General features: G+C 69.4%; 23 protein-coding genes. 16 read left to right on the top strand and 7 right to left on the bottom strand.

Annotated features, from left to right (window positions below; all coding sequences use genetic code 11):
* The first annotated feature begins 136 nt into the window (after positions 1 to 136).
* The 8 genes from ACO2RV_RS02355 to mgtE all read left to right on the top strand — a co-directional run bounded on the left by ACO2RV_RS02355 (position 137) and on the right by mgtE (position 8,608).
* Positions 137 to 1,948, top strand: coding sequence for an ABC-F family ATP-binding cassette domain-containing protein (locus ACO2RV_RS02355; protein WP_423289393.1), 1,812 nt, complete (start codon positions 137 to 139; stop codon positions 1,946 to 1,948).
* A complete protein-coding gene (locus tag ACO2RV_RS02350; protein ID WP_423289391.1) occupies positions 1,945 to 2,748 on the top strand; it encodes a TrmH family RNA methyltransferase in 804 nt (267 codons plus the stop codon). The genes ACO2RV_RS02355 and ACO2RV_RS02350 overlap by 4 nt, the downstream gene beginning before the upstream one ends.
* Before the next feature lie 283 nt (positions 2,749 to 3,031).
* Positions 3,032 to 3,640: an aspartate kinase gene (locus tag ACO2RV_RS02345; protein WP_423289389.1), complete on the top strand. Its 609-nt coding sequence runs from the start codon at positions 3,032 to 3,034 to the stop codon at positions 3,638 to 3,640.
* Complete coding sequence (locus ACO2RV_RS02340) at positions 3,637 to 4,203, top strand: flavoprotein (protein ID WP_423289387.1); 567 nt, start codon at positions 3,637 to 3,639, stop codon at positions 4,201 to 4,203. Before ACO2RV_RS02345 ends, ACO2RV_RS02340 begins: the two co-directional genes overlap by 4 nt.
* A complete protein-coding gene (locus ACO2RV_RS02335) occupies positions 4,196 to 5,656 on the top strand; it encodes a DUF6513 domain-containing protein (RefSeq protein ID WP_423289385.1) in 1,461 nt (486 codons plus the stop codon). The genes ACO2RV_RS02340 and ACO2RV_RS02335 overlap by 8 nt, the downstream gene beginning before the upstream one ends.
* Entirely contained in the window at positions 5,646 to 6,212 is a 567-nt protein-coding gene (locus ACO2RV_RS02330; RefSeq protein ID WP_423289383.1) for a DUF447 domain-containing protein, read from the top strand. The genes ACO2RV_RS02335 and ACO2RV_RS02330 overlap by 11 nt, the downstream gene beginning before the upstream one ends.
* A 21-nt stretch (positions 6,213 to 6,233) precedes the next feature.
* Entirely contained in the window at positions 6,234 to 6,950 is a 717-nt protein-coding gene (locus tag ACO2RV_RS02325; protein ID WP_423289381.1) for a (5-formylfuran-3-yl)methyl phosphate synthase, read from the top strand.
* A 254-nt stretch (positions 6,951 to 7,204) separates the two neighbouring features.
* On the top strand, positions 7,205 to 8,608 hold the full coding sequence (mgtE, locus tag ACO2RV_RS02320; protein WP_423289379.1) for a magnesium transporter: 1,404 nt from the start codon (positions 7,205 to 7,207) through the stop codon (positions 8,606 to 8,608).
* Positions 8,609 to 8,659: 51 nt separating this feature from the next.
* Here mgtE and ACO2RV_RS02315 read toward each other — a convergent pair whose 3' ends face one another.
* From ACO2RV_RS02315 to ACO2RV_RS02290, 6 genes are all read right to left on the bottom strand, one after another.
* On the bottom strand, positions 8,660 to 8,872 hold the full coding sequence (locus ACO2RV_RS02315; protein WP_423289377.1) for a DUF1059 domain-containing protein: 213 nt from the start codon (positions 8,870 to 8,872) through the stop codon (positions 8,660 to 8,662).
* A gap of 213 nt (positions 8,873 to 9,085) precedes the next feature.
* The gene (locus tag ACO2RV_RS02310; protein WP_423289375.1) at positions 9,086 to 9,886 is read right to left on the bottom strand and encodes a formylmethanofuran dehydrogenase subunit C; all 801 of its coding nucleotides are present in this window, start codon (positions 9,884 to 9,886) and stop codon (positions 9,086 to 9,088) included.
* Positions 9,883 to 10,788, bottom strand: coding sequence for a formylmethanofuran--tetrahydromethanopterin N-formyltransferase (fhcD, locus tag ACO2RV_RS02305; protein ID WP_423289373.1), 906 nt, complete (start codon positions 10,786 to 10,788; stop codon positions 9,883 to 9,885). The genes ACO2RV_RS02310 and fhcD overlap by 4 nt, the downstream gene beginning before the upstream one ends.
* Positions 10,785 to 12,452: a formylmethanofuran dehydrogenase subunit A gene (locus ACO2RV_RS02300; RefSeq protein ID WP_423289371.1), complete on the bottom strand. Its 1,668-nt coding sequence runs from the start codon at positions 12,450 to 12,452 to the stop codon at positions 10,785 to 10,787. The genes fhcD and ACO2RV_RS02300 overlap by 4 nt, the downstream gene beginning before the upstream one ends.
* Positions 12,453 to 13,697: a formylmethanofuran dehydrogenase gene (locus ACO2RV_RS02295; protein WP_423289369.1), complete on the bottom strand. Its 1,245-nt coding sequence runs from the start codon at positions 13,695 to 13,697 to the stop codon at positions 12,453 to 12,455.
* An 11-nt stretch (positions 13,698 to 13,708) separates the two neighbouring features.
* Positions 13,709 to 14,089, bottom strand: coding sequence for a 4a-hydroxytetrahydrobiopterin dehydratase (locus ACO2RV_RS02290; RefSeq protein ID WP_423289367.1), 381 nt, complete (start codon positions 14,087 to 14,089; stop codon positions 13,709 to 13,711).
* Positions 14,090 to 14,256: 167 nt separating this feature from the next.
* On the opposite strand from ACO2RV_RS02290, the gene ACO2RV_RS02285 reads away from it, so the two are divergent.
* The 6 genes from ACO2RV_RS02285 to ACO2RV_RS02260 all read left to right on the top strand — a co-directional run bounded on the left by ACO2RV_RS02285 (position 14,257) and on the right by ACO2RV_RS02260 (position 20,190).
* Positions 14,257 to 15,276 carry a beta-ribofuranosylaminobenzene 5'-phosphate synthase family protein gene (locus ACO2RV_RS02285; RefSeq protein ID WP_423289365.1) on the top strand — a complete coding sequence of 340 codons (1,020 nt, stop codon included), beginning with the start codon at positions 14,257 to 14,259 and terminating at the stop codon, positions 15,274 to 15,276.
* A gap of 88 nt (positions 15,277 to 15,364) precedes the next feature.
* Entirely contained in the window at positions 15,365 to 16,261 is an 897-nt protein-coding gene (locus ACO2RV_RS02280) for an NAD(P)-dependent methylenetetrahydromethanopterin dehydrogenase (protein ID WP_423289363.1), read from the top strand.
* Complete coding sequence (locus tag ACO2RV_RS02275) at positions 16,227 to 17,390, top strand: ATP-grasp domain-containing protein (protein ID WP_423289361.1); 1,164 nt, start codon at positions 16,227 to 16,229, stop codon at positions 17,388 to 17,390. The genes ACO2RV_RS02280 and ACO2RV_RS02275 overlap by 35 nt, the downstream gene beginning before the upstream one ends.
* Before the next feature lie 6 nt (positions 17,391 to 17,396).
* Entirely contained in the window at positions 17,397 to 18,365 is a 969-nt protein-coding gene (mch, locus tag ACO2RV_RS02270; protein ID WP_423289359.1) for a methenyltetrahydromethanopterin cyclohydrolase, read from the top strand.
* Between the two features lie 8 nt (positions 18,366 to 18,373).
* Positions 18,374 to 19,345: a RimK family alpha-L-glutamate ligase gene (locus tag ACO2RV_RS02265; protein ID WP_423289357.1), complete on the top strand. Its 972-nt coding sequence runs from the start codon at positions 18,374 to 18,376 to the stop codon at positions 19,343 to 19,345.
* Positions 19,342 to 20,190, top strand: a complete 849-nt coding sequence (locus tag ACO2RV_RS02260; protein WP_423289355.1) for a triphosphoribosyl-dephospho-CoA synthase — start codon at positions 19,342 to 19,344, stop codon at positions 20,188 to 20,190. Before ACO2RV_RS02265 ends, ACO2RV_RS02260 begins: the two co-directional genes overlap by 4 nt.
* Here ACO2RV_RS02260 and ACO2RV_RS02255 read toward each other — a convergent pair.
* A complete protein-coding gene (locus ACO2RV_RS02255; RefSeq protein WP_423289353.1) occupies positions 20,180 to 20,878 on the bottom strand; it encodes a HisA/HisF-related TIM barrel protein in 699 nt (232 codons plus the stop codon). The genes ACO2RV_RS02260 and ACO2RV_RS02255 overlap by 11 nt on opposite strands.
* A gap of 44 nt (positions 20,879 to 20,922) precedes the next feature.
* Between ACO2RV_RS02255 and ACO2RV_RS02250 the strand changes: the two genes are divergently transcribed.
* Together ACO2RV_RS02250 and ACO2RV_RS02245 are read left to right on the top strand one after the other, a co-directional pair.
* Positions 20,923 to 21,885, top strand: a complete 963-nt coding sequence (locus ACO2RV_RS02250; RefSeq protein ID WP_423289351.1) for an ATP-grasp domain-containing protein — start codon at positions 20,923 to 20,925, stop codon at positions 21,883 to 21,885.
* Positions 21,882 to 22,940 carry a hydantoinase/oxoprolinase family protein gene (locus ACO2RV_RS02245; protein ID WP_423289349.1) on the top strand — a complete coding sequence of 353 codons (1,059 nt, stop codon included), beginning with the start codon at positions 21,882 to 21,884 and terminating at the stop codon, positions 22,938 to 22,940. Before ACO2RV_RS02250 ends, ACO2RV_RS02245 begins: the two co-directional genes overlap by 4 nt.
* Positions 22,941 to 22,949 lie beyond the last annotated feature (9 nt).

Below are 22,949 nucleotides of genomic sequence, written 5' to 3'. Positions count from 1 at the left end.
TCTCCGGCAGGCGGACCTGAAGAAAGGCGTCGCATAGCGCGACAATGGCCGACTTACCACAGCTGGCTCGGCCAGCGGCACCGCAATGCCGCATTGCGGCCTTGCCCGCCGCCCACTTTCCTCCTATCCCCGCGCCATGGCACCCCCTCTCCTTCTTCTTCAAGACACTCGCCTCACCTTCGGCGGCACGCCGCTGCTCAGCGGGGCGGAACTCTCCGTCTCCGCCGGCGAGCGCGTCGGCCTGGTCGGCCGCAACGGCTCGGGCAAGTCGACCCTGCTCAAGATTGCCGCCGGCCTGGTGCAGGCCGATAGCGGCGCGCGCTTCGTGCAGCCCGGCGCCACGGTGCGCTACCTGCCGCAGGAGCCGGACTTGTCGGGCTTCAAGACCACGCTCGATTATGTCGAGGCCGGCATGGGACCGGGCGACGCCGAATACCGCGCCCAGTACCTGCTGAACGAGCTGGGCCTCACCGGCGAGGAAGACCCGGCGAACCTGTCGGGCGGCGAAGCCCGCCGCGCCGCGCTGGCCCGTGTGCTGGCGCCCGAGCCGGACATCCTGCTGCTCGACGAGCCGACCAACCATCTCGACCTGCCGGCCATCGAATGGCTGGAAGCCGAGATCGCCTCGCTGCGCTCGGCGCTGGTGCTGATCAGCCATGACCGCCGCTTCCTCACGGACCTCACCCGCGCCACCGTCTGGCTCGACCGCGGCACGACGCGGCGCATGGAGCGCGGCTTCGGCTTCTTCGAGGAATGGCGCGACCAGGTGCTGGAGGAAGAGGAGCGCGACCAGCAGAAGCTCGCCCGCAAGATCGTCGCGGAAGAGCACTGGATGCGCTACGGCGTCACCGCGCGTCGCAAGCGCAATGTGCGCCGCGTCGGCGAACTGGCCGACCTGCGCGCGAAGTTCCGCGACCACCGCGGCGCGGTCGGCACCATCTCCGTCACCGCCACCGAGGCCGACGTCTCCGGCAAGCTGGTGATGGAGGCGGAGCACATCTCAAAGTCCTATGGCGAGCGCGTCATCGTGCGCGACCTCTCCATCCGCATCCAGCGCGGCGACCGCATCGGCATTGTCGGGCCCAACGGCGCGGGCAAGACCACGCTGCTGAAGATGCTCACCGGCGAACTGGCGCCCGACAGCGGCAAGGCCAAGCTCGGCACCAATATCGAGATGGCGACGCTGGACCAGCGCCGCGCCGCGCTCGACCCCAACCGCTCGGTACGCGACACGCTCACCGACGGGCGCGGCGACCAGGTGTTTGTCGGCGGCAATCCGCGCCATGTCATCGGCTACATGAAGGACTTCCTGTTCACCCCGGAACAGGCCGGCACCGCCGTGTCGCGCCTGTCGGGTGGCGAGCGCGGGCGGCTGCTTCTTGCCTGCGCGCTGGCGCAGGCCTCGAACCTGATGGTGCTCGACGAGCCGACCAACGATCTGGATCTTGAGACGCTCGACCTCCTGGAAGAGATGATCGACGACTATGCCGGCACCGTGCTGCTGGTCAGCCATGACCGCGACTTCCTCGACCGCACCGTCACCGCCACCATCGCCTATGAGGGCGACGGCAACTGGGAAGTCTATGCCGGCGGCTATTCCGACATGGTTGCGCAGCGCGGCCATGGCGTGAAGGCGCGGGCCGCGGCAGCCGCTGCGGCGCCGTCCCCGGCCAAACCCGCCCCGGCAGCGGCGGCCCCGTCGGCGTCCAAGCGCAAGCTCTCCTTCAAGGACAAGCACGCGCTGGAACAGCTGCCCAAGCGCATCGCGCAGCTGGAATCCGACATCGCCCGGCTGAACAACACGCTGCACACGCCGAATTTCTACACGCGCGATCCCGCCGGCTTCCAGAAGGCCACCGCCGAGTTGACCCGCGTGCAGGCGGAACTGGCCAAGGCGGAGGAGGAGTGGCTGGAACTGGAGATGCTCCGCGAGGAAATCGGCGGGTGAACCTCATCCCCCTCGCCTCGCCGGACGATCCGCGCATCGACGCCTATCGCGTCATTAGGGAGCGCGACCTCGTCGGGCGCGGCGGCCGCTTCATCGTCGAGGGGCGCACGGTGCTGGACGTCGCCCTCTCGCCCCGCAACCGCTTCAAGCTGGAATCGCTGCTGCTGGCAGAAAGCCGGGTGGACGCGCTCGCCCCGTTGCTGGCGCAAGCGCCGCAGGGGCTGCCGATCTACACCGCCAGTCAGGCGATCCTCGACGGCATCACCGGCTTCCATATCCATCGCGGCCTGCTCGGCGTCGGCCTGCGCGGCGAGATGCCGTCCATGGCGCAGGTGGTCGGAGCGCTGCCCGAGACCGCGCTCGTGGTCGTGCCGCTTGGCATCACCAATCACGACAATGTCGGCGGCATCATGCGCAACGCCGCCGCCTTCGGCGCGGATGCGGCGCTGTTCGACTTCGCCTCCTGCGACCCGCTCTATCGCAAGGCCATCCGCGTCTCGGTCGGCGGCAGCCTGATCGTGCCCTTCGCCCGCGAGGGCTCGGCCGAGGATCTGCTCGACCTGCTTGCCGCACACGGCTTCGAACTGATCGCACTCAGTCCCGCCGGCGCGACGCGAATCGAAGATCTTGCCCGCCCCCGCCGGGCGGCGCTGCTGCTGGGCGCGGAAGGCCCCGGCCTGCCCGCGCACATCCTCGCGCGCGCCCATACCGTGCGCATCGCCATGAAGGGCGGCTTCGATTCCCTGAACGTCGCGACCACCAGCGGTATCGCATTACACGCCCTCGCCGAATCAATGTAACGGCGGCGTGATTCAGACGAATCAGTTCTCGACAAGCTCCCCGACTAGGATCATGGTCATTCTGGAATACAGACGGCGACCCCGTCTGATGACCGTCAACCTGATCAGACCCGAGGCATTGCTTCGGGTCTTTTTTTGACTCTCCGGCGGTTTCGGGACGTTTTGACGCCCGGCCGCGCCTGTGCCGCGTCGTTTTCTCCCGCCGGCATGTAAGCTAGTTTGGCGCCTTCGGGGTCCGGTTCGCCGGGCGCCCGCAAGAATGAAGCGCCAACGGAAAGTCCCCATGCCGGAAACATCCCATGCCGTGCCGCGACCGATCGTGGTGAAACTCGGCGGCAGCCTCGTCAGCGACCCGCGCCTGCCGGCGCTGCTCGGCGCCCTCGCGCGCCGCGGCGCGCCGCTGGTCCTCGTCGCCGGCGGCGGGCCGCTGGCGGACGGCGTGCGGGCGCTTCAGCCGCGGCTCTCCTTGAGCGACACGGCGTGCCATCACATGGCGATCCTCGCCATGGAGCAGACGACAATCGCCTTCGCCGATCTCGCCCCCGACCTTATGTTGGCGGATACGCCCGAGGCCATCGCCGAGGCCCATGCGCAGGGCCGCGCCGCGCTATGGCTGCCCGCGCGCATGGCGCGCGCCGCCCGCGAGTTGCCGGAGAGCTGGGACCTGACCTCGGACAGCCTCGCCGCCTGGCTGGCCGCCAAGCTCGGTGCCGTGCGGCTCACCCTGGTGAAATCGGCGCCGGCGCCGGGACCGACGCCCGCCGACTGGGCGGCATCGGGTCTGGTCGATCCGCTGTTCCCCTCCTTCGCCGCGCATGTCACCGGTGCGGTCGAAATTGTCACCATTGATGCCATGGTGACATCGGCCGGTCGCGGGAGCCTCGCCGCATGAGCGCGAATAAGGGACTTTATCCGCGCTGGGCGTGGGCGCTCACCGGCTCGGGGCATTTCTTCACCGAGTCCATCGCGCTGATCAAATCGCTGGACGCCGTCGACCTGTTCGTCTCCAAGGCGGCGGACGAGGTGCTGCGCATGTACAAGCAGGACCTGCCGGAGGGCACCCGCATCTTCAAGGAGACCACCGCCAGCTCGGCGCCGGTGGGACGCTTCTATGAGGGGCTCTACCACACGCTGGTGGTCTCGCCCGCCTCGTCGAATACGGTGGCGAAGGCGGTGTTCGGCATTTCCGACACGCTGGTGACGAACTGCTTCGCCCAGGCCGGCAAGTGCCGCGTGCATGCGATCGTCTTCGCCTGCGACACCGCGCCGGAGATGATCACCATGGCCCCCAAAGGCCCCGTGCCGGTCTATCCCCGCCGCATCGACCTTGAGAACACCGCCAGGCTGAAGGAATTCGACGACACCACGGTGGTCGAATCCATCGAGGATCTGGAGGCCGCCATCGCCGCCCGCAGGCTTCACCTCGCGGAGAAGGCCGCCCCGGTCGATGGCTGACGCGCCGAAGACGCCGGAAAGGGTCGCCCTCGTCACCGGCTCGCTGGCCGAGCCGCGCCTGACCCGCATCGCCGGCGAGATTGCCGACCCGGCGCTCGATCCGGTGGTGGTGAATGTCGGAGTGAAGGTCGCCGCGCTGATGACGGCGGAGATCGTCGAGCGCCGGCTCAAGCTGCCCGAGGGCACCGACCGGGTGCTGATGCCCGGCCGGTTTCGCGGCGACCTCGAACGGCTGGAGCGCTTCTTCGGCGTGCCATTTTCGCGCGGGCCGGACGAAATGGCGGACCTGCCGGATTATTTCGGCCAGAAGCGCCGCGCCGTCGACCTGACGAAGCATGACGTCACCATCTTCGCCGAGATCGTCGACGCCACCGTGCTCGATGTCGAGGGCATCCTCGCCCGCGCCCGTCACCTCAAGGGCGAAGGCGCCGACGTCATCGATCTCGGCTGCCTGCCCGACACGCCGTTTCCCCATCTGGAGGAGGCCATCGCCGCGCTGCATGCGGAGGGGCTGAAGGTGAGCGTCGACAGCTTCGACCTCGCCGAGCTTTCCCGCGCCACCCGCGCCGGCGCCGATTTCCTGCTCAGCCTCAACGAGACCAATCTGCATGTCGCGCAGGAAGGCCCCGCCGTGCCGGTGCTGGTGCCAGCGAAACAGGGCGACCTCGCCTCGCTCTGCCGCGCGGTCGATGCCTGCCTCAAGAGCGGCCAGCCCTTCTATGCCGACCCGATCCTCGACCCGATCCATTACGGCTTCACCGCCTCCGTGGTCCGCTATGCCGAGCTGCGCCGGCTCTATCCCGATATCCCCATCCTCATGGGCATCGGCAACGTCACCGAGCTGACCGATGCCGACACCACCGGCATCAACGCCATCCTGATGGGGATGATCTCCGAACTGCACATCACCGCCGTGCTGGCGGTGCAGGTGAGCCCGCATTGCCGCACGGCGGTGCGCGAATTCGACCGCGCCCGGCGCGAATTCTATGCCGCCCGGCAGGCCGGCGCGCTGCCGCAAGGGTTCGGCGGCGGGCTGATGGCGCTGCGCGACCGCAAGCCGAACGCCGCCAGCCCGGAAGACATCGCCCGCCTCGCGAGCGAGGTGCGCGACCGCAATTTCCGCATCGACGTGACCGAGGATGGCATCCACATCTACAACCGCGACGGCCATCATATCGCGGATGAGCCCTTCGCGCTGTTTCCCCATCTCAAGGTCGAGGAGGATGGCGCGCACGCCTTCTATCTCGGCGTGGAAACCGCGCGGGCGGAGATCGCCTACAAGCTCGGCAAGCGCTATGCGCAGGACGAGGGGTTGAAATGGGGCGTCGCGGGCGAGATCGCCGGCAGCCCCGAGGAGGCCCATCGTTTGACATTCAAGCAGGCCGGCACGACCCTGCAGGCAAAAGAAGGCCGGCAGGCCGAAGCTGGAAAGGCGCCCGAACGTGATCCGTGAAGCCATCGTCACCACCCGCTCGCTGAGCGGCGAACCGCATCTCGCGCCCATGGGCGCCACAGTGGTCGAGGGTGGCTATATCCTTCAGCCCTTCCGGCCCTCGCGCACGCTGGAGAACCTCGCGGCGACGCGCATCGCGGTGATCAACTTCACCGACGATGTGCGCATCTTCGCCGGCTGCGTGGTGGGCAAGCGCGTGCAGGTGGACGTCAGCAAGGCGACCCATATCGACTGCCCGCGCCTTGCCGACGCACTCTCGCATGACGAGGTGACGGTGGAGAGCGCGGAGGACGACCCGCGGCGGCCGAAATTCTTCTGCAAGACCTATCATTCCGAAGGCCATCGCCGCTTCGAGGGGATGAACCGCGCCAAGGCGGCGGTACTGGAAGCCGCGGTGCTGGTCAGCCGGCTCGGCATGCTGTCCGACGAGAAGATCGACCAGGAGATGGCCTATCTCGCCATCGCCGTCGAGAAGACGGCGGGGCCCGAGGAACTGGAAGCCTGGGGCTGGATGGTCGAGGCCATCGCCGAGTTCCGGCAGAAGCGGGCGTCCTGAGCCCGTGATGAGCATGACCAGATGAGCGAGAGCCAACCCGGCCTGCTCGCCAGCGTGGCCGATCTCCACGAGATGGGGGTGGCCCGCGCGGGCGGGGCCGATATCGTCGATCTCAAGCAGCCGGCCTTCGGCGCCCTCGGCGCCTGGAGCCAGGAGGCGCTGACGGCCGCCGTCCTGCTGTGGAATGCGTGGGGCGAGCACCGGCCGGCGCTCAGCGCCACGGCGGGCGACCAACCGATGGTGCCGGCCCTCCTCCTCGCCGCCGCGGAGCGTATCGCCGGCGCGGGCGTGCCGATCGTGAAGGTCGGCCTGTTCGCCTCCCCGCATGCGGCCAACTGCGTCGAGGCACTCGCCCCGCTCGCCGCCCGCACCCGGCTGATCGGGGTGCTGTTCGCCGATGAAGGGCCGGATTTCGGCCTCATCCCCGCGCTCGGCCGCGCCGGGTTCGCCGGCGTGATGATCGACACGGCGGACAAGAAGGCCGGTCCGCTCACCGAACATCTCGACCCGCTCACCCTCAGTCAGTTCGTCATTGAGGCGCGCCGGCACGGGTTGATGACGGGACTCGCCGGCTCGCTGCGGCTCGACGACATCCCCGCTCTCGCCGCCGCCGGCCCGGATTATCTCGGCTTTCGCGGCGCGCTGTGCACGGGCGGGCGCACCGGCGCGCTCGATCCGGCGAAGCTGGCGAGTGCCCGCGCGCGGCTCGGCCTGCCGACGGGTTTTCCGCGCGGGTGATGGCTTTTCGTCTCTGCCTCGCGAGGAGAGGCCACGGCCCTTCCCGCCTCGCTTGACTTACCGTCGGTCCGGGTCCATCTCCCCCTCGCCGCCTGTCATGGCGGCGCAAACGGAATCCTCTACCCATGCCCAGCGACAGTTACAGTCGATTGTCCGGCCGGCGGCGGCCGGCGCCGTGAGCCGACCGTAGCCCGACTGGGTTTCGGCTCCCCGCGCCCGCCTGCCGAAGGCCGGACGTCGGAAAGAGAGCCGAAATGGAAGACATCCGCGACCCGGCGCAGGACCGCCGTGACGAAGACCGCCGCGACGACGAGTTCGTCGATGCCGCCGCGCTCGCCGCGGAACTTGCCGAAGAACATCCCGCCGATATCGCCGAAGCTCTCGACGACGAGGAGCCGGAGATCGCCTCCGCCGTGCTCGCCAGCCTGTCGCGCGAGCAGCAGGTCGAGGTGCTGGACCAGTCCGACTTCGAGCTGTCCGGCGACCTGATCGAGGCGCTGCCGGTCGAGGAAGCGGTGCGGCTCGTCTCCGCCATGTCGGCCGACCGCGCCGCCGACATGTTCCGCTGGATGGAGGAGCCGGCGCGCTCGCATCTGTTCGCACGCCTCGCGCCGGAGACCCAGGCTGAGCTCGGCCGGCTGCTGTCCTATCCCGAGCACAGCGCCGGCGGCCTGATGACGACGGAATTCGTCACCGTCCCCTCGACCTGGACGGTCGGCGAGACGCTGCGGCACATTCGCGAGATCGAGCGCACGCGCGAGACGATCTACGCCATCTATGTGCTAGATCCCGTCACCCACAAGCTCGAACAGGCGGTAAGCCTGCGCCGCCTCATCACCGGCGAGACCGGCCAGCCGATTCTCTCGGTAGCGCCCAAGCACGACCCCATCACCTGCGACCCGCTGATGGATCGCGAGGATGTGGCCCGGCTCATCTCGAAATACGATCTGCTCGCCGTCCCTGTGGTGGACGAGCACGAACACGTGCTCGGCATCGTCACCGTCGACGACATGATCGACGCCATCATCGAGGAAGGCACCGAGGACGCGCAGAAGTTCGGCGGCATGGAGGCGCTGGACGAGCCCTATATGGAGATCGGCTTCTTCGACATGCTGAAGAAGCGGGCCGGCTGGCTCTCCATCCTCTTCCTCGGCGAAATGCTGACCGCCAACGCCATGCAGCATTTCGAGGACGAGCTGGAGCGCGCCATCGTGCTCACCTTGTTCATTCCGCTGATCATGAGCTCGGGCGGCAATTCCGGCTCGCAGGCGACCTCGCTCATCATCCGCGCGCTGGCGCTGGGCGAGATCAAGGTGCGGGACTGGTGGCGGGTGGCACTGCGCGAGCTGCCTTCGGGACTCGCGCTCGGCGCCATCCTCGCCGTGCTCGGCGTCGCCCGCATCACCGCGTGGCAGACGCTGGGCTTCTACGATTACGGCGAGCACTGGGTGTTGGTGGCCTTCACCGTCGGTGCCGCACTGGTCGCCATCGTCACCTTCGGCTCGCTCACCGGCTCGATGCTGCCCTTCGTGCTGCGACGGCTCGGCTTCGATCCCGCCAGCGCCTCGGCGCCTTTCGTGGCCACCTTCGTCGATGTGACGGGCCTGGTGATCTACTTCTCGGTCGCGCTGCTGATCCTGCGCGGCACGCTGCTGTAGCCGGTCCCGGCCGGCGTCGCAGGGCGTCGGCCGGACCTCGCGCGCCGCGTCTCAGGCGGCGCGATGCACCTGCATGGGCGGCGTGCCCTGATGGATCGCCCGCTTCAGCTCCTGGCGGAATTCCGGCGTGTCCTTCGCGCCGTGCACCGCCACCGCGTGCTGGACGACGGCGTCGAGCAGTTCGCGCTCATTGTCCGCGGCGATGGCAACGGAACAGTTCTTCTCGCCGGGCACTTCGCGGCAATCGACGAACATTCGGCCCATGGACGCCTCCTGTGACTTGAGCCCTTTTCCGTTCGGATGGAACATCCGAACGATAAGAAAGTGCTCCAGATTCAATAAGCTGGAGCATTTCCTCTTCGATCAGATGATTCCATCTGATCGGAAAATGCTCCGGGCGCCGAACGGGGCGCTCGGCGCCCGGGCGGGAATCTACACCCGCCCGGCCACAAGCCCCCAATCACGAAATCGGGCCCCTCAGGCGGGCACCAGAACCTCACCCTGCCCGCCCATCAGCGTGTCGCCGACGAGGCGACGGGCCTGGGTCCTGCCGTCGAGTATCGGCGCCAGCTCCGGCACGCGCCGGGCCAGCAGGCGCAGCGCGATCAGGTCATGCGTGCCGGTGTCGACGAAGCCGGCCGCCAGCGCCGGTACTTCCCTGGCGAACACCGTGCCGCGCTTCATGCCGCGCCCGAGCAGCGGACCGATGGCGCCGCCGACGCTCACCGTGCCGGCGATCATGCCGGTCGCCAGCCCCTCGCCGGCGTCGCCGTCGACGATGATCAATCCGCCGCGCTGGCGCTCGGCCGCGCGCGCGCCAGCCGAGCCGCCGACCTTCAGCACGCCGCCGGACATGCCGCGGCGCGCGCCGGAGGACGCCCCGCCGAGATGCGCGCCGGCATTGCCCGCCAGCTCGATGCGCCCGCCGGCAAGCTCGGCGCCGACGAAATCACCGGCATCACCGGCGATGCGCAAGATGCCCCCACGCATGCCTCGCCCGGCCCAGGCACCGACATCACCATCGACGATCAGCTCGCCTTCCAGCATGCCCGCACCGACACCGTCGAGCCGCGCGTCGCCGATCTCGATCAGCAGCACGCCGTCCGGCGCGCCCTCGATGAAGAACAGCTCGGCCAGCGGCACATTCCTGGTGCCGAAGGGCACCGGCAGATGCTCGAGCTCGCGCAAGGTGAGCGGACAAGTGACGGCCGGCGTGATGCCGGAAAAATCCACCCGCGCCTCAAGCGGAGCGCGCGGCTTCAGCGAAACCCCGCTCATGCCACGGCTCCCATGATCTCACGCAGCTTGAAATGGAACGGCCCGAGATTGCCGCCGTAATTGCCGGCATCCACCGCGACCACGCCGCCCTCGCTGCCGACCTCGCAGACGGCGGTGATACCGACGCGGGTCGCTTCCGACACCGCCTCGAAGCTCACCCCGTCAATGACGATCTCCATGACCGAGCCGACCTCCGGGGAAAGCTGGCTCGGCACCGCCCCGCGCAGCGTCGGGCAATAGGCGTCGTTGGTCGAGGCGAACAGGCCCTTGTATTTGGAACCCACCTTGGAGCCGGAACGCACCACCCCGCCCGGGAAGGGCAGGATGATGCCCTCGACCTTGCCCATCGCCGCCACCGCCGCTTCGGCCGCCTTCAGCGCCGCGCCGCGGCTACGGGCGAGGATGAGGAAATTGCCGCCGCCCACGCCCTCGACCGAGCCGGTATCCTCATCGCAGACGAACTCGCCCTCCATGACCGGCATGCGCCAGAAGCGCTTGCTGCCGATCTTCTTGGAGATCTGGTGCCCGTCGGCGAAGTAGCGGATGGTCTTGGCCAGCGGCACGCGCTTGCCGGTCTCGATGCCGGCATAGCAGGCCGTGGTCGGGCAGGTCAGCACGCACTGGCCGAGGCGCAGCGGCACCACCTTCTTCAGCGAGCCGAAGTCCATCGCGAAGATGAGCAGCGAAACCCCGGGACGCCCGTCCGGCGTCTCCTCGGGCGCCAGCGTGCGCTCGATCGCCGCCTCGCAGCCGCAGCCGATGACCGAGGTGGCGAAGCCCGTCGTGGTGCGCCCGGCGATCAGCGCCCATTCCGGCGTGTCGGCGGTGACGATGAGGCGGGTGCCGACCATCGGGAAGGCTTCCGCGAAATTGTCGCGGATCTCGACGCCGTTGATGATCATGGCGCCACCCCCTCGCATTTGAGGATGGTCGGCCCGGCACCGCCCCTCAGCTCGCCGTCGGCGACGCGGAAATGGTGCGATTTCAACCCCACCGCCTCATCGAACCAGCGCTGCATGTCCTTGTCGATCGCCCGGTCGAATTCGGGGCGGGCGACATGGGTGGTGCCCTGCGCGAGTTCCACCACCAGCCCGTCCTTCACGATCAGCCGGCCGTTCTTGAACACGAAGCGCGTGGTCGAGAACATCGCCTCGCGGTCGGAATCCTCGGAGTGGACGGCAATGTCCGCCACCGCTCCCACACCGAGATGGCCCTTGTCCTTCAACCCGAGGATGCGGGCCGGGGCGGCACGGGTGAGGATGGCGATCTCCTCCAGCGAATATTCGCGCGTCAGCTCCGCCAGCATGGTGTGCTTCTGCGCCGCCTTGTTGAGCGTGGCCAGCTGCGCGTTGCGGAAGTCGCGGTCCATCAAGAGGCGGATCAGGTGCGGATAGGTGGTGAACGGCCCGCCATTGGGATGGTCTGTCGTCAGGAAGATTCGCCACGGGTCTTCGACGAGGAGGAACAGTTCCAGCCCGATCGCCCATTGCAGCGCGTTGACGAAGGACTTGTCCTTGTATTCGAACGGCACGACGCCGCAGGCCGCGTCCAGCTCGATATCCATGCCGATGGACTTGTTCGGGCTGGCGATGGCGCGGTTGCGGTATTGCGACATGTAGTCGGCCGAGGCCGTCACCGTCTGGCCGAACATCACCTGCCCGACATCGACCGAGATGTTCGGGTTGGCGTTGACCATCTCGGCAATCCGCGCGGCGGAGGAGGAAAAGCGCTTGTCGCCCTCCGTGCCGTAGGAGTGGAACTGCAGATGGGTCAAATGCAGCCGGCGCCCCTCGGTGGCGGCAATGGTGGCGAGCGTGGTCTCGTCATTGCCCGGCACGCCGAGATTGCAGCCATGCAGGTGGATCGGGTGCGGCAGGCCGAGTTCCGTCACGGCGCGGATCAGCGTGGTCAGCACCTGCCGGGGCGAGACGCCGTAATGCGGGTTGGCCTCGTCGAGGTCCATCTTGCGCGCATTGAACTTGAAGGCGTTGATGCCGCCGGGATTGACGATCTTGATGGCGAAGGCCTGCGTCGCCTCGATCATCCAGCCGACATAGGCGTTGATCGTCTCCTGATGCGCGCCGGCCGCCATCAGCCGCTGGATGAAGTCGTCATTGCCCAGCACCAGATAGGCGCCGGTGTCGAGATTGGGGATGTCTGCCATTTCCAGATGCGCGCCGCGCGCATTGGCGCCGACCATGGCCGGCTCGAACACCGTGGTGTAGCCGAGCTCGGCATAGCGGCAGCCGGTGGCATGCGCGGTCGGCGCCGCGCGCCCGCCACCGCAGCCGCAGAAATTGCCGGGCATTTCGGGGAAGGCGCGCCGGTCCTCCTGCATCAGCAGGCGGGCGAGATTCATCTTGCCGCCGGCGATATGGCTGTGCAGGTCAATGCCGCCGGCCATCACCACGTCGCCGCCGAGGTCGTACTCGGCATCGGCCTTTGTGTCGGTCGGGGCGACGATGCGCCCGTCCTCGATCTCGATGTCGCGCACAGTGCCGCTGGCGACACCGTTCTCCCCATTGGCCGGATCGAGCACACGCCCGCCCTTGAGCCGCAGTCTCATCTACCCCTCCGCTATGCGACGCACAGCCTCGGCAACGCTGGGGAGCGTCGCGACGCGCAAGGCGCCGAGCGGCAGGCTCACGATGGAATCCATGCGGAACACCGTGCCGGCATGGTCGACGCCGGGCGTGCCCACAGGGATAAGAACATCAGGTTCTTTGTCGAATACTGTCTCGGGATGGGCAAGAGCAATGATCTTGCCCGTGAAGGCGGGCGGGGGCTCCGGCCGGAAGGCCGAGACCCACACCAGCACATCGGCATCGGCCAACGCGGCATCGGTCGCGTAGAGCGTGCCGTCATGCGCGCTCTGCTGGCCCCGGATCGCGGTGCGCAGCGGGTAGCCGATGCGCCACAGCATCAGCTGGTTGACGCCGATGATGTTGTCGCGCCCGCCGAGCGGGAACACGCCGGCCCGCGTGGTGACGTTGAGCGCATCGACCAGCGCCGTCGAGCGCTCGGCGATCAGGTCGCCATCGGTGGAGGCGCCGGCATTCCAGGTCACCACGGCATAATGCGCCGCGCGCAGCGCCTCGGCGAGGCCGGCGACCTCCGCGACCGGCACGCCGCCGAAGCTGCTACCGGGCGGGGTCCGCCCCTCCACCAGCACGCTGAGCGCCTCCAGCACCGCAACCGGATCACCGGTCGGGATGTGCGAGACCTCGGCATGGCCCAATTGCCCCTTCGCCTTCTCGCCCGGCGCGCCGCCGAGGAAAACGACCTTGCGGTCCTTGCCGGCGAAAAGCGGCGTCTCGGGGAAGAAGCGCTCGAACAGCCGGCCCCAATTCACCGTCGGGTCTTCGCCGACGACCAGCAGCACGTCGCAGCGGTTGCGCACCTCGGCGAGCGTGGTCGAGAGCCAACCTGTCCGCTGGGCCGCGGCATAGTTCCGGAACAGGCCCTCGGAAGCGTAATGGTCGAGCACGCCGCCGAAGCGGATCGCAAGGTCCACCAGCGCGCCGGCGCCGGCCATGTCGGTGCCCAGCCCGCCGATCAGCGGGGCGCGCGCGGTGGACAGGATTGTCCGCGCCGCCTCGACAGCCTCATCGAGGCCGGCCGCCGTGCCACCGAGGCTCGCCGGACGGTCGGCGACGTCGAGCCGCCGCAGCAGCCGTGCCGCTTCCGGGCAGACGGTGCCCTTGGCGCGGATCTCGCGCCCCTCGACCTCGACGGAAAGATCGTCGCAGCCAAGTCCGCAGAAGCCGCAGACCACATCCCGGATCGTCTCAATCGCTGCGTCGGCCATCATGCGTGCTCGGATCAATCATGTTTGATGTAGGCGAAGCGCAGATCGGTGCGCGGCGTGCCTTCCAGCGCGCTGCCCTCCTCAAGGCCCGGCTGCCAGCCGACCACCTCCTCGATCTTCTTCGCCAGCTGGAAATCGCGCTCGGTAATGCCCTTGGCGTCGTGCGACATGAGCCGCACCTCGACCCAGGCATAGGAAGCGGTGATGTCGGGATGGTGCCAGGCGGCCTCCGCGAGGTGGCCGACGGCATTGATCACCATCAGCGTGCCCTTCCAGCTCGACGTGCGATAGGTACGACGAATCCAGCCGTCCTGCAGCTTCCAGTGCGGCAGGTCGACGGCGAGCCGTTCCTCCACCTCACTGTCGGTGAAGGTCTTTTTCGGATCCGGTGCCATGTCTTGGCATCCTCCAGGCGGCGTGCCCCCGTTCTGTTGCGGGTGGCTTTCCCGATTCGGTAGCACGCAGCGGGGGGCGCGGGCAAACCCCTCGTCACAGCCCGGCCCGCCGCGCCGCTTGTCCTTGGCACGCTCCGCGCCTTACGATGGGCTTCGAGGAAACAGCCGTGAACAAGACGACGATCGAACAATCGACGGCAACCGGGCCCGAGGGTGGAAACGTGGTGCGCATCACCGCGCCGGGCCGCCTGCATCTTGGATTCCTCGACCTTTCCGGCACGCTCGGCCGGCGTTTCGGCAGCCTCGGCATCACGCTCGACCGCCCCTCGACCATCGTGCGCATGCGCCGCGCGGCCGCGCTCACCGCGACGGGCCCGGATGCCGGCCGCGCCTTGCTGGCGGCCGAAAAGGCGGCGCAGCGCTTCGGCATCGACAAGGCGGTCGAGATCACCGTCGAAGCGGCGCTGCCGCCTCATTCCGGGCTCGGCTCCGGCACCCAGCTCGGCCTTGCCGTCGCCACCGGGCTCTGCCTCTTGAACGGGCTGGCGCTGTCGCCGCGCGAGGTCGGCGCGGCGTTGGGTCGCGGCGCGCGCTCCTCCATCGGCATCGGCGCCTTCACCGAGGGCGGCGTGATCCTCGACGGTGGCAAGAAGCGCGGCTCGGACGCGCCCCCGCCCATCCTCTCGCGCCTGCCCTTCCCCGAGAACTGGCGCCTGCTTCTGGCATATGACCACAGCCATCAGGGGCTTAGCGGCTCCGAGGAAAGCGCGGCGATGGAGAACCTGCCGCCCTTCGCCGACACCCTCGCCGGCCACATGGCGCGGCTCGCGGTGATGGTGGCGCTGCCGGCGCTGGCGGAAGCGGATGTGGATTACTTCGCCGCGGCGGTGGGGGAAATGCAGCGTCTGCTCGGAGAGCACTATGCGAGTGCCCAGGGTGGCCGCTATACAAGCTCATCCGTCGCCGAGGTGATGGACTGGCTGGAAGCCCGCGGTCTGCGCGGGCTCGGCCAGAGTTCCTGGGGCCCCACCGGCTTTGCCGTGCTGGGCAGTTCCGAGGAAGCGGAACAAGTTCTCAGCGAGGTCCGGGACCGTTTCGGCGACCGGCCCGCTCTGGCTTTCGACTGTGTACGCGGCTCCAATGCCGGCGCACGGATCGAATGGCTTGCCTGCGTCGAGCAGTGCTAGCGGCGGTTTTGGCGTTTCGCCCGCGTCGCTCTTCAATCCCCTCTACCAGAGGCCGCAAGGCCCGTTTTGCCTAGGGACATGAAACGACATGGCGGATATCGCCCCGATTCTCCACATCGTGTCGCCGCTGCGCCACGTCTCGCCCTTCGACGTCAACATGGCGGTCGACGCCGGCTACACGACCATCCTGCCCTATTCCGGCGTGACGCTGGATGAGATGGCCGACCTCACCCAGGACATGATGTTCTCGCGCGCCCCGCAGGCGGCGCCGCGCACCGGCCTGTTCATCGGCGGCAAGGATGCCAGCCTGGCGCTCGACATGGCCGCGCGGGCCAGGAGCGTGCTGTTCCCGCCCTTCGAGATTTCGCTGTTCGTCGATCCGGCCGGCTCCTTCACCACCGCCGCCGCCATGGTGGCCGAGGTCGAGCGCAAGCTGCGGCCCACTCATCCCGGCGGCATCAAGGGGCTGAAGGTGCAGGTCTATGGCGCGACCGGCGTGGTCGGCGGCATTGCCGGCGTCATCGCCGCGCAGGCGGGTGCTGAGGTGACGCTGGTCAGCCACCGCGACATCGAGGCGGTGGCCGCCAAGGCGCGCGACTTCAAGCAGCGCTTCGGCGTCGACCTCGCCTGCGCCTCCGCGACCAGCGAGGAGGAAAAGCGCGCCCTCCTGCCGGGTACCCATGTCGTGCTGGCCTGCGGCCGGGCCGGGGTGGAAATCCTCTCCGGCGAGGCCCTCGCCTCGGCGAAGGACCTCGTGGTCGCCGCCGACGTCAACGCCGTGCCGCCGGCCGGCATCGCCGGCATCGATGCCAATGCCGACGGCATCCGGCTGGCCAACGGCACGCTCGGCATCGGCGCCCTGACCATCGGCCACCTCAAATATCGCGTGCAGCACGAATTGCTGGCGCGGATGCGGGTGGCAACCCAGGCTCTCGCCATTGGATTTGAGGATGCCTTCACGCTCGCCCGGTCCCTCTCTGCTTAGGGATGTCGCAGATGTCGTCCTCGTTGGCGTCGCGGCACGAGGCCTGGCGAGTGCGGCCCGGCGGGCGGGGCTGCGCGCGCTCGTGCTCGACCTGTTCGGCGACGACGACACGCGCGAACTGGCGGTCGAGGCGATACCGCTGCGCCACCTCGCCGGCCTCCGCATCGATCCCGACGACCTGTACGAACAGCTCGCCGTCCATGCCGGACCGGGCGTGCCGATCGTGCTCGGCACCGGGTTCGAGGACATGCCGGAGGTGGTCGAACGGCTGCAAAAGTGCTTCCGGCTCATCGGCAACGGCGCACGCACGGTCGCCGCGGTCAAGGATCCGGTGATGCTGGACTCTCTGCTCACCGATCTCGGCATCCCGCATCCACGCCTCTTCGCCGCTGCCGCGCCGGAAGGCGTGACGGCGCTGGAAAAGCGCGTGGGCGGGTCCGGCGGCTGTCACGTCCAGCCTGCGCGCCAGTCACGCGGCGAGGGCTGGTATCTGCAGGAACATGTCGAGGGGCGCAGTGTCTCGGCACTGTTCCTCGGCAATGGCCGTGACGCCCGCCTCCTCGCCTTCTCCGAGCAGTGGAGCGCGCCGACACCGGAGGCACCCTACCGCTATGGGGGGGCGGCCGGTCCGATCCGGCTCGCTCCCTCCATGGAAGCCGAGATCGAGACGGCGCTCAAGTCCATCGTCGCCGCCACCGGCCTTGTCGGGCTGGCCAGTGCCGACCTGATCGTCGGCCCGGCGGGCTGGAGCCTCATCGAGATCAACCCCCGCCCCGGCGCGACGCTCGACGTGTTCGACCACCCGCCGCTGCCGCCACTGCTGCGGCTGCATATCGAGGCGTGCGAGGGCCGGCTGCCGGACCTGCCGATCCTCGACCCCGAGGCGGTCGAGGCGGTTCGCGCCGCCGGCTTCCTCTACGCGCCACAAGCGTTCGAGGTCTGGCTCGACCCGCTGCCCGACTGGATGGCCGACCGGCCGGCGACGGGCACGCAAATCGAGGAAGGCGAGCCGGTCTGCACCGTGCTCGCCACCGGACACGACATCACCGACGCCCGCGAGACCCTCGCGCGGCGAACCGATCATCTCTGGCGCGAGCTGAGCACAGCCCGCCGGAAAGCTGCGGAGTAGCCTTCCATGGACGACCAATCGCGCCCCGCGCGCCCGAGCGTCTCGACGCTCGCCGAACCGCTCGTCGAGCGCCTCGTCGAGCGCGCCGCGATCCTGCGCCTCGACGTCACCCGCAGCGCCAACGGCGCGCGCATCGTCGACGCCGGCATCCATGCGCGCGGCGGCATCGAGGCCGGGAGGCTGATCGCCGAGATCTGCCTCGGCGGCCTCGGCACCGTCGACATCGTGCCGACCGGACATTTCACCCGATGGGGCACCTCGCTCAGCGTGCGCACCGTCGATCCCGTCACCGCCTGCCTCGCCAGCCAGTATGCCGGCTGGAGCCTGGCACAGGGCGACTTCTTCGCCCTCGGTTCGGGCCCCGGTCGCGCGCTGCACGCCAAGGAGGAGCTCTATGCCGAGCTCGGCTATCGCGATCACGCCGCGAGCGCCGTATTGGTGCTGGAGGTCGATGCCTTCCCGCCGGAGATCCTAATCGACCGCATCGCCGAGCTGTGCGGCGTCGCCACCGACAGGCTGACGCTCATCCTCACCCCCACGCGCAGCCTCGCCGGCACGGTGCAGGTGGTGGCGCGCGTGCTGGAAGTGGCGCTGCACAAGGCGCATGCGCTGCATTTCCCGCTGGAGCGCATCGTCGACGGCCTCGCCAGCGCCCCCCTGCCGCCGCCCGCGCCGGACTTCATCACCGCCATGGGCCGCACCAATGATGCGAGCCTCTATGGCGGCGATGTGCATCTGTTCGTCGAGGGGCCGGAGGAGGAAGCCGCCGCGCTGGCGGCCGGCCTGCCGAGCTCGACCTCGCGCGACTATGGCCGCACCTTCGGCGAGATCTTCACCGCCTATAAGGGCGACTTCTACGCCATGGACCCGATGCTGTTCAGCCCCGCGCGCGTCACCGTCACCGCGCTCTCGACCGGCCGCAGCTTCACCCATGGCGGCTTCGACGAGGCGGTGCTCGACCGCTCCTTCGCGTGAGCTTGCCCATGAGCGCGGCGCGCGGCGACACGGTCGTCATCTTCACCGAGGATGCCGACTGGCACACCCGCAACCTCAAGGCCGCGATCGAGCGAACGGGCCTCGCCGTCGTCGTGCTCTCGCTCAATGACTGCGGCTTCGCCATCGGCGGCACGGCGCACGGGCTGATGCTGCCGGGCTTCGGCGATACGCTGCCCGTCGCGGCCTTCGTGCGCCTCATCGCCAAGGGTACGACCGAGCAGATCACCGCCCGGCTCGGCCTGCTGCACGCGCTGCGCGAGCTCGGGGTAAAGGTGATGAACGACGCCCGCGCCGTCGAGCGCTGCGTCGACAAGAGCATGACCAGCTTCCTCATCGCGACGGCCGGCCTGCCGACGCCGCGCAGCTTCGTCGGCGAGGACCGCGAGGCGATGCAGGCGCTGGTCGACGAGGCGCCCGGCGACATGGTGCTGAAACCGTTGTTCGGCGCGCAGGGCAAGGGCATCCGGCGCATTCCCGCCCGTACCGCGCTGCCCGAGCCCGATAAGGTCGGCGGCGTCTATTATCTCCAGGATTTCGTCACCCAGCCGGGCGGCGAGGCGCGCGCGGACGCGCCCTATCAGGACTGGCGCGTCTTCGTGGTGGGCGGGCAGGTCGCCGCCGCGATGATCCGCCGCTCGCCGCGCTGGATCACCAACATCCATCAGGGGGCCATCGGCGAGGCCGCCCCGCCCGATGCCGAAGCCTTCGACTACGCCGTGCGCGCGACGGCGGCGGTCGGGGCCGACTATGCCGGCGTCGACCTGATCGAGGATGCGCGCGGCGGCTTCCAGGTGCTGGAGGTCAATTCCATGCCGGCCTGGAAGGGCCTGCAGAAGACCACCGAGATCGACATTGCTGGTCGCCTTGCCCGCCACGTGGTCGAGGTCCTAGGCTCCACGCGCACCACATCCGAATCCGCCATTTCCCGGCCCGCCGTGTCCCTGACGCCCGCTCGATGAGTCCTCAACGCATCGCGATCGCCTTCCGCGCCGCCTGCCGGGCGGAACTCGACGCCCTGAAGGTCGGCAATGTCCACCGCTTCGCGGCCGGTCACGGCATGGAGGTCGCTCATTTCGAGCAGGCGGCCGAGGCGGCGGCGCCCTATATCGCCGCTTCCGGCGTGCATGTCGGCGCGCGCATCGAGGCGGCGGTCACCGCCTCGCTCGCCGTCGCCGGCCTCAACACCAATCTCGGCATCCTCCTGCTGTGCGCGCCGCTGGCCGCGGCGGCCGAGCGTAACGAGCTTGAACGCGCGGGCACGCTGCACGGCGCGCTCACGCTGGTGCTGGCGCGCCTCGACATGAGCGATGCCGAGGCAACCTTCCGCGCCATCGCCGCCGCCAGTCCGGGCGGGCTCGGGCAGCACCCCGAGCATGACGTCGCCGCCCCGCCGCGCATCGACCTGATCGAGGCGATGGCGCTGGCGGCGGAGCGCGACCGCATCGCCCGGCAATATGTCACCAACTTCGCCGACGTGTTCGAGCTCGGCCTGCCGCGGCTCAACGAGCTGGCCGACGCCGCGCCGGAGGCGCGGACCGAGGCCGTCCATCTCGCCTATCTCGCGGCGTTCCCCGACAGCCACATCGTCCGCAAGTTCGGGCTGTCCATTGCCGAGGAGGTCCAGCAGGAAGCGCGCCGCATCGCCGCCGAGGTCGATTTCCGTGCCCCGGCGGCCGAGCGCCATCCCCCGCTGCTCGCCTTCGACAGCGCGCTCAAGGCGCGCGGCCTCAACCCCGGCACCAGCGCCGACCTCACCGTCGCGACGCTGTTCGCCGCGATGCTCGAAGGGTGGCTCAGCCCGTGAAGGCCGCGATGTCGCTGCGCGTGAGGCGCCCGTCGTGAAGCGCGCTCGCCAGCAATACGCCGGCGCAGCCGATATCGGCGAGCCGCGCGAGATCATCCACGTTGCGCACGCCGCCGGCGGCATAGACACGCCTTCCGCCGGCGCGCGCGATGACCGCGCGCAGCCTCTCGAAATCCGGCCCCTGCCCGGCGCCGACGCGCGCCAGCGTCATGACGATCACCTCGTCGGGCCAGAATTCGGGCTGCTCATGCAGCGCGGCCGGACCGCGCAGGCCTTCCGGACCATGATCGAGCGAGAGCACCGCGCCGCCGGCCGCCAGCGCCGCCTTCCCCTCATCGAGGCTCGTCATGGTTTCGCTGCCGACCACCGGCCGGCCGGGTCCGTGCTCCACCCGGCACGCGACGGCGTGCGGGCTCGCCTCGCCGGCATCGACCCAGAGCGACAGGCCGGGATGGCGCGCCGCGAGCGCGCCGAGCACGGTGTCGTGCCCGCTTTTGCCGGCGATGGCGTCGAGATCGGCGACATAGAGCGTGCGGAACGGGGCGAGCGCCAGCAGCGCCGCCGCGATGTCGGCCGGTGCCGCGCCCAAGGCCAGCGGCGTCTCGATCGGCCGGTAGGCGTCGCGCTGCCCGCGCCGGGCGTGGACCACCACACCTCCCATCAGGTCGAGGACGGGTATAAGTTCCAAGGTGCGCTCTCTCCCATCGTGCCTGTCAGGATCGGACGTGCTTGATGCTGGTCTTCGTCTGCGAAACCGTCACCGGGGGCGACTATGTCGGCGACGCGCTCCCCGAGGAGCTGATAGCCGAAGGCGAGCTGATGCGCGATGCGCTTGTCGGCGATCTGGAGGATCTGCCGGGCGTGCGCGTCGTGACCACGCATGATTCCCGCCTTGAGCCCCCGCCGCGCGGACAGAGCCGCGCCATCGGGCCGGGCGACGACCCGCGCGTGATCTGGAGCGACATCGCCGCCACCGTGCATTGCTGCTGGCCGGTGGCCCCGGAGATGGACGGCATTCTCGCCAGGCTGGTCGGCCAGCTGCGGGCCCGTAACCCGCGCGTCATCGCCTGCGACGGGCCGACGCTGCACGCCTGCGCCAGCAAGATGCGCACGGCCGAGATCCTCGCCGCCGCCGGCATCCCTGTCGTGCCGACCTGGTGGCCGGCGGCGGTGCCGGCAGGCACGACCGGTCCGTTCGTGATGAAACCGGATGACGGCGCCGGGGCGATGGACGTCCGCCTGTTCCAGCAGCTGCCGCCCCCGCCCTATCCCGCGGGCGTGGTCGCGCAGCCGCTCATCGAGGGCATCCCCGCGAGCCTTACCTTGCTGTGCCAGGCCGGGCGCACCCATGTGCTCGCCGCGAACCGGCAGCATGTGAGTGTGGTGGACGGCCATTTCCAGTTTTCCGGCGTCACGGTCGGCGGCGTGCCGCTGGACGCCACCGTGCGCGACCTCGCCACCCGCATCGGCGCCGCGCTGCCGGGCCTGCACGGCATCATTGGGGTGGATTATATCGCCACCGTGGGCGGCCCCGTGGTGATGGAGGTGAATCCGCGCCTCACCACGTCCTATGCCGGCCTGCGCCGGGCGCTCGGCATCAACCCGCTCGCCTTCGTCGCCGAGATCATCCGCGACGGGGCCGTGCCGGACCTGCCGCATCTTCCCCCCGCGCTGCCCGTCGAGGTGAGACTATGAGTTCCGACAGACTGCGCAACGTCGTCCGCCTCGGCTGGGATGTCGGTGGCGCGCATGTGAAGCTCGCCGCCTTCGGGCGCGACGGGCGCCTCGTCGCCATGCGCATCCTGCCCTGTCCGGTCTGGAAGGGCGCGGAGCACCTGCGCGACGCCATCGCCACGCTGCGGGCGGAGTTCGCCCCGGATGTCGCCTCCGCCGTCACCATGACCGCCGAGGTCGCCGATCTCTGGCCGGACCGGCGCTCCGGGGTCGTCGGCACGGCGGGCATCCTCATCGAGACGCTGGGCGCCGCCCCGCTCGCCTTGTTCGCCGGGCCGGAGGGCTTCGTGCCGGCGGAACGGGCCGCCGCCCATGCCGACAGCATCGGCTCCGCCAACTGGTACGCCACCGCCGCCGTGCTGGCGCATCTGCTGCCGGGCGGCATCCTGATCGACGTCGGCTCGACGACCAGCGACCTGATCCCCTTCACGTCCGGCCGCGTCACCGCGCGCGGCTTCACCGATGCCGAGCGCCTCGCCAATGGCGAGCTGATCTATGCCGGCGCCGCACGCACCCCGGTGATGGCGCTCGCCGCTGAGGCGCCCTTCGCCGGGCGCTGGCTGCCGCTGATGGCCGAGCATTACGCCACCAGCGCCGACATCCATCGCCTCACCGGCGACCTCAGGGAGGGCGCGGACCTGCATCCCAGCGCCGATGGCGGGCCGAAGACCGTCGAGGCCAGCGCCCGGCGCCTCTTACGCATGGTCGGGCAGGACTTCGCCCCGCCCGTCCTGCCCGCCGCGAAGGCGCTGGCCCGCTACTTCGCGGAGGAACAGCTGAACCGGCTGCGCCGGGCCTTCGACCTCGTCGCCTCCACGCAGGAGAACGGTGTCGAGATGATCGTCGGCGCCGGCGTCGGCCGCTTCCTCGCCGCCCGGCTCGCCGAGCGGCGCGATATCGCCTATCTCGACCTCGCCAATGTGCTGACCGACGATGAAGCCCTCGCCAGCGAGGCCGCCGATTGCGCGCCCGCCGTCGCCGTCGGGCTGCTCGCCGCCGCCCTCACCGACGCCTGATCAGGAAAC

Origin of the sequence: Ancylobacter sp. VNQ12 (assembly GCF_049445835.1) — a bacterium.
In the GTDB taxonomy this organism is placed as follows: Bacteria; Pseudomonadota; Alphaproteobacteria; order Rhizobiales; family Xanthobacteraceae; genus Ancylobacter.
This window is presented reverse-complemented; position numbering and strand designations above follow the sequence as displayed.

Coding starts and splice junctions, on each gene's coding strand:
- ACO2RV_RS02260 (WP_423289355.1), top strand. CDS start 19,342: ATGAGTCCTCAACGCATCGCGATCGCCTTCCGCGCCGCCTGCCGGGCG.
- ACO2RV_RS02265 (WP_423289357.1), top strand. CDS start 18,374: ATGAGCGCGGCGCGCGGCGACACGGTCGTCATCTTCACCGAGGATGCC.
- ACO2RV_RS02355 (WP_423289393.1), top strand. CDS start 137: ATGGCACCCCCTCTCCTTCTTCTTCAAGACACTCGCCTCACCTTCGGC.
- mch (WP_423289359.1), top strand. CDS start 17,397: ATGGACGACCAATCGCGCCCCGCGCGCCCGAGCGTCTCGACGCTCGCC.
- mgtE (WP_423289379.1), top strand. CDS start 7,205: ATGGAAGACATCCGCGACCCGGCGCAGGACCGCCGTGACGAAGACCGC.
- ACO2RV_RS02290 (WP_423289367.1), bottom strand. CDS start 14,089: ATGGCACCGGATCCGAAAAAGACCTTCACCGACAGTGAGGTGGAGGAA.
- ACO2RV_RS02340 (WP_423289387.1), top strand. CDS start 3,637: ATGAGCGCGAATAAGGGACTTTATCCGCGCTGGGCGTGGGCGCTCACC.
- ACO2RV_RS02245 (WP_423289349.1), top strand. CDS start 21,882: ATGAGTTCCGACAGACTGCGCAACGTCGTCCGCCTCGGCTGGGATGTC.
- ACO2RV_RS02250 (WP_423289351.1), top strand. CDS start 20,923: ATGCTGGTCTTCGTCTGCGAAACCGTCACCGGGGGCGACTATGTCGGC.
- ACO2RV_RS02315 (WP_423289377.1), bottom strand. CDS start 8,872: ATGGGCCGAATGTTCGTCGATTGCCGCGAAGTGCCCGGCGAGAAGAAC.
- ACO2RV_RS02295 (WP_423289369.1), bottom strand. CDS start 13,697: ATGATGGCCGACGCAGCGATTGAGACGATCCGGGATGTGGTCTGCGGC.
- ACO2RV_RS02325 (WP_423289381.1), top strand. CDS start 6,234: ATGAGCGAGAGCCAACCCGGCCTGCTCGCCAGCGTGGCCGATCTCCAC.
- ACO2RV_RS02345 (WP_423289389.1), top strand. CDS start 3,032: ATGCCGGAAACATCCCATGCCGTGCCGCGACCGATCGTGGTGAAACTC.
- ACO2RV_RS02335 (WP_423289385.1), top strand. CDS start 4,196: ATGGCTGACGCGCCGAAGACGCCGGAAAGGGTCGCCCTCGTCACCGGC.
- ACO2RV_RS02275 (WP_423289361.1), top strand. CDS start 16,227: ATGCCTTCACGCTCGCCCGGTCCCTCTCTGCTTAGGGATGTCGCAGAT.
- fhcD (WP_423289373.1), bottom strand. CDS start 10,788: ATGATCATCAACGGCGTCGAGATCCGCGACAATTTCGCGGAAGCCTTC.
- ACO2RV_RS02310 (WP_423289375.1), bottom strand. CDS start 9,886: ATGAGCGGGGTTTCGCTGAAGCCGCGCGCTCCGCTTGAGGCGCGGGTG.
- ACO2RV_RS02280 (WP_423289363.1), top strand. CDS start 15,365: ATGGCGGATATCGCCCCGATTCTCCACATCGTGTCGCCGCTGCGCCAC.
- ACO2RV_RS02300 (WP_423289371.1), bottom strand. CDS start 12,452: ATGAGACTGCGGCTCAAGGGCGGGCGTGTGCTCGATCCGGCCAATGGG.